Annotated in this window: 3 protein-coding genes; 2 read left to right on the top strand and 1 reads right to left on the bottom strand. The window is 30.9% G+C overall.

Features of this window, described 5'->3' with window-relative positions; genetic code table 11:
• Positions 1-308: 308 nt before the first annotated feature.
• On the bottom strand, positions 309-3,587 hold the full coding sequence (locus L8D11_RS03290) for an FAD-dependent oxidoreductase (protein ID WP_236870250.1): 3,279 nt from the start codon (positions 3,585-3,587) through the stop codon (positions 309-311).
• A 114-nt stretch (positions 3,588-3,701) separates the two neighbouring features.
• Here L8D11_RS03290 and L8D11_RS03285 point away from each other — a divergent pair, with 114 nt between their 5' ends.
• Both L8D11_RS03285 and L8D11_RS03280 read left to right on the top strand, forming a co-directional pair.
• A complete protein-coding gene (locus L8D11_RS03285) occupies positions 3,702-4,799 on the top strand; it encodes a flagellar basal body P-ring protein FlgI (RefSeq protein ID WP_236870249.1) in 1,098 nt (365 codons plus the stop codon).
• 4 nt (positions 4,800-4,803) lie between these two features.
• The gene (locus L8D11_RS03280; RefSeq protein ID WP_236870248.1) at positions 4,804-5,133 is read left to right on the top strand and encodes a hypothetical protein; all 330 of its coding nucleotides are present in this window, start codon (positions 4,804-4,806) and stop codon (positions 5,131-5,133) included.
• The last annotated feature ends 78 nt before the right edge of the window (positions 5,134-5,211 follow it).

Here is a 5,211-nt window from a genome sequence, read left to right as displayed (position 1 = left end):
TACCAGTAAATAATATAATGTCAACTAATATTTAGCTTAGGCACTACTCAGCGACTTTAAAATTTTCTCCTCCTTTTTCCTCACCTACCTCTATACACTTCTCTCAAAGTGCATGAAGTCAGGAAAAAGACTAAATTGTTTTTTTTATTTTGCTACATAAATCTTCGACCATTTAGGACATCGTTATATTTATTTAAAAATATTTTGTTTTTGTAACCTAATTGTAACAATTCATACGTATAATGATAATTAGATAAGGAGAGATTATCAGTTTAGGAAAGATTAATTTGTTGGGGTTTTTATACCCCTCAGGTTAATTTGCTCGTAACTTTTTCCAACAAACTGTTCTGTTTTAATCTGCATGAAAGATGTTCGAAATCTACATATTTTAAATCTTGGTCCTGATTAAAGCAACTATATACATAACTAACTTCTCTAGTTTTAGGATTTATGTGTTTTTGTAAGCATTGAGCGCAAATCTCTTTCATCATACATTGCATAGAAGAATTAACTGATGCAAAGGACTTAATATTTGGATCAAAGAGATTTTTCAGATCATTTTGAATAGCATATGAAACTGCCTTCATCATTGAATCAGAGCCTATCGTAATCATTCTGTTAAAATTTTTCAATTTCAACCCATTGCTGAAGTTTGTATCATAATTCTCTAAAGCTTCTATAATATTACCATGAAAAGATTGGTTTACATTATTTGATAAGTTTAATTTTGATTCATCACAACACCAAATAACCTGATTTGCAGCCTTTTCTATTTCTTGTGGTTTAAATACATCTGTTCTTTTTTTATACCCTGCAAAATACAAAACATGGCATCCATTGTCTATTAATGCCCTACCTATAGAAAACAGGACTGCATTGCCTAACCCTCCGCCGATTAATAATACATTCTCATTTTTAGGTATATAGGTTGGAGAGCCAGTTGGGCCCATTAAACTAATAGTTTCATCAGGTTTTAAATCTTGGCAAAAATTTGAAGACCCCCCCATTTCAAGAACTATTAATGAAATGATACCTTGAATTTTATCAACAAAAGCGCCAGTTAGTGCCAATGGTTCAATGGCCCTTAGATAGCCATTGCTAATTTTTGCATTTGATTCGTAGTTTTGTAGCCTATAAAACTGCCCAGGTTGAAATTCGTTTACAGCTAATGGAGATTTGATAAAAATTTCAACAACATTTTTGGTTAATCTATCTACTTTAATAACTTTAGAAATCAGCTGATTATTCAATTTTTCAAAAAACTTATTACTTTGAAGCTCATTCTTTTTATTATAGTTACAAATTTCTTTAGCAATTAATTTGTAACTATCCTTTGCACTTGCCATAGCCTTTACTACGCTGCCAGAATATTTTGGATGTGAATCACCTAATATGCTAATACTAAAATTATTTTCCATACTTATGAAAAAAGTTGGATCTTCGCCATTTTTAACCATAGAAAAATACTTGCCGTTTAACTTAAAATGTTCAGGCTCCTCCTTGACTAAGGTTGTGTTGGGCGATGTGCCTGTAGCAATTAATATTGTTTTAGCCAGAATAGTCTTGTTATTGCAGATAATTTCTTTACAGTGGCTAAATTTATCTAAAATAACTTCTAATGGGCATGTGTTGTCTATAAACTCTATTCCTTCTTCAAATGCCTTAGCAACTTCCTCATGATTCAATCTATATGCAGGGGACTCCTGAAATTTTTTTCGATAAATAATTTTTACTCCACCCCATTTTTTCAATAAAGAAAGTCTTTCTTTAGGATTGGCTTTTAATTCTTTTGCATGCTCAATAAATTCCAAAGCAACTTCTAATTCCTCATCATCTAAAGTTTTAAGGAAGTTATTTCCTAATATTTCGTATTGAGCTAAGAATTTTTCTACCATTATAGGGTAATAGGCAAGGCTTTCTGTTGCTGCGTCTATTGAGGTTAATCCGCCACCTATAACAACAATAGGAAGTCTAATTTGTAAATTAGCCAAATTACTTTTTCTTGAAGCACCAAGAGTTTGTAATGACATCAAAAAATCAGAGGAACTCCTTACTCCTTTGCATAAAATATTTGGAATATCTGGAATATTTGGCTTTCCTGCACCAATTGCTAGTGCGACATGGTTGAACCCGAGTTTTTTGGCAGATTGGTAATTGATTGTACTACCAAACCTTATGCTACCATACATTCTAAAATTTTCTCTACGTTCAAGCAGCAATCTTAAAATTGTCAGATAATTTTTATTCCATCTTACTGTAATTCCATATTCAGCTACACCACCAAAACCGTAGGCCTTCCTTTCACTAAGTTTTTCTTCAATATCGGAGATGTTTTTAATTGGTTTAAAATTTGCTCTAATTCCTTCTTGTGTAACGCCAGAAAGTTCACTTTGCATTGGTTCAATCTTTAATCCATCAATTCCCACTACAGTAAATCCCTCATTTATTAGGTAGTGAGAAAGAGTAAAACCTGCAGGCCCCATTCCTACAACCAAAATTTTGTAATTATTAAATTCTTTTGGTAAATATCCTTCTGATTTTAGTGGGTTCCATTTTGTTAGCAAACTATATATTTCAAATCCATAATCAAGCCTTAAAACATCATCTAAAATTTTAGTTTCAATTAATGGAATATCAACTGGCTCTTGTTTTTGATAAATGCATGATTTCATGCAATCATTACATATTCTATGTCCTGTTGCGGCTATCATTGGGTTGTCTATAATTGCAGTAGCAAATGCACCTATAATGAACCCCTCTTTTTTTAGTAAGTTCATTTCTGAAATTTTTTCCTTTAGTGGGCATCCATTCAATTCCACGCCAAGAGAATTTACAGTAATACCGTTAGTTATTTTATCAGGTAATCCTTTTGAACAGGAATCTTTATTTTGTTTATGGCAGTATAAGCAGTAATTCGCATTAACAATAGCAGCATGTTGATTGATTGTATTATCTGTTAAGTCAAAACCTTTTCTATCTCTTAGTTCTTTATTGTCAAAATATTTTGTTTTGTCATTAGATTCTAAATATTCAATTAATTTACCAAAGTTTAATTTTTTAGGTATTTTGAATAATATCCCATTTTTATACTTTTCTCTTCCTTCTTCATTATACAGTGCCCATGCAACATATATTTTAGCAAATTCTAGTAATTTTTCATTGTTATCCTCAAGTAATTTTAAAATATGAGTTGCTATCGATAATTCATCATCTAAGTTGATTCCTGCCTTACATAATATAGAAACAGACTCATTTAATCGTTTTTCGTCATAATGCTCAATGCTAACTTTTCTTTGGATAAATCTTTTTTTACACTCAAATAGAGCGGATGCCTTTTTGTGATAATTAAGGCTATTATTCTGACTGTATTTTAGATTAAACAAAGTAATTATAAAATTCTCTAGGTGTGGAGCTATATGAAGTATTAGTTCAGATGATATGTGGGTATTTTCTCTACCAACAATTAAATCGTGCGTAAGAGTGGGGTTTTTTGCATTCAAGAAGTCTAAAAATTTTTCATCTATTATCCTTAATCCAGCTGTTGAATATAGGTTTTCAAACGTAATATTAAAATTTAGTTCAATCATTTTAAATGTCGTAACATATGATTTAATTTAATAGTAAAAATATAAATAAATTTTTCTTGATAGTTATTATTAATAATGCTTAAATTGTCAAAGTTGGATGTGTTCTGAAATTTAATGCAAAATAAAATTGTAATATCGTTATTAAATATAGTATTTATTTTATGGATTGTACTAGTTTTTCCTGTTAATTCAAACTCAGATTCAAGAATTAAGGATATTGTTAATTTTGAAGGTATAAGGGATAATGTTTTAGTTGGCTATGGTTTAGTGACTGGGTTAGATGGAACTGGCGATAATTTGAAAAATTCAACATTTACTCAAAAAGGATTGGTTAATTTGCTTGAAAAATTAGGGATTAATACAAGAAGAGAAGTTATAAAAACAAAAAATATTGCTGCGGTCATGGTGACAGCAAATTTACCAGGTTTTTCTAAAGCTGGAAATAAAATATCTGTTAACTTAAGTACACTGGGAGATGCTAAAAGTTTAAAAGGTGGTACATTGCTTGCAACTCCTTTAATGGGAATAGATGGTAAAATTTATGCTGTGGCGCAAGGGCAAGTTGGAATTGGTAAATTAGCTGATACTAGACAGGATAATTTTAAGCCAATCTTAACATCTGGATACATTATAAATGGAGCATCAGTTGAAAGAGAAATTGAATTTGACCTCAATTCCTTGACTAAAGTGAATATATCATTAAATAATCCTGACCTCACTACAGCTAGGTCTATTGCTAATGCAATTAATTCCTATCTAAGTGATACTCTCTCAATGGCAAAAGATCCAGGTACAGTTGTATTACAAATTCCTGAGGAATATCAAGATAACGTTGTGGGATTATTAGCAGACATTGAAAATATCACAATATCACCAGATACCACAGCTAAAATTATAATTTATGAAGCTACTGGTACTGTGGTTATTGGAAAACATGTTAGAATTAGTAAAGTTGCTATTGCGCAAAAAAATTTAATAGTAAAGGTTTCTCCATTAGAGGAATTTGAAATTGAATCAGATATTATTCCTAATAGCGATAAAAGCCAGCCATCTCAACCTGGTACTGCTTTTAAAGTGCTAGAACCAACTGCTAATCTTGCTGATTTGGTATCAGGGTTAAATTCACTTGGTGTAAAAACACAAGATTTGATCAGTATATTGAAATCAATACGTGAGGCTGGTGCTTTACAAGGTGAAATAGAAGTGATGTGATGTAATGAGTACAGGCAATAATGATAATGCAATCACTAATAAACCTAACATTAATCAAGAATTTAAATGCACTGTTCTGCATCCAAATCCAAATCCAAATGTTAATTCTAATATTGAAAAAAAGAAATTTATTGAAGCACTAGATGAATTTAATGCAACGTTATTGTCTAGTATGCTAGAGCCAATTTATGAAAATATTGAACCAGATCCTTTAACAGGTGGGGGATTTGCTGAAGAAACTTTAAATCATTTTTTAATTAATGAATATGCTAAAGAGATTACTAAAGAAAGACCATTGCATAATAGGCAGAAAGAAACATATATGATAGAATGAAAAGATAAGTACATACGAAAGAGGAGGCAAAATGTCATTTTTAGTAAGAGAAGCAGAAGAACGTATAGAGAAGAGTAA

The organism is Candidatus Bandiella numerosa, from assembly GCF_021811875.1.
Classification (GTDB): Bacteria; Pseudomonadota; Alphaproteobacteria; order Rickettsiales; family Midichloriaceae; genus Aquirickettsia; species Aquirickettsia numerosa_A.
The sequence above is the reverse complement of the archived record's forward strand: the minus strand, read 5'-3'. Positions and strand labels throughout refer to the sequence as shown.

What these genes read in the sequence shown, in the direction of transcription:
- L8D11_RS03290 (WP_236870250.1), bottom strand. Translation starts at nt 3,587, where the DNA reads ATGATTGAACTAAATTTTAATATTACGTTTGAAAACCTATATTCAACA.
- L8D11_RS03285 (WP_236870249.1), top strand. Translation starts at nt 3,702, where the DNA reads ATGCAAAATAAAATTGTAATATCGTTATTAAATATAGTATTTATTTTA.
- L8D11_RS03280 (WP_236870248.1), top strand. Translation starts at nt 4,804, where the DNA reads ATGAGTACAGGCAATAATGATAATGCAATCACTAATAAACCTAACATT.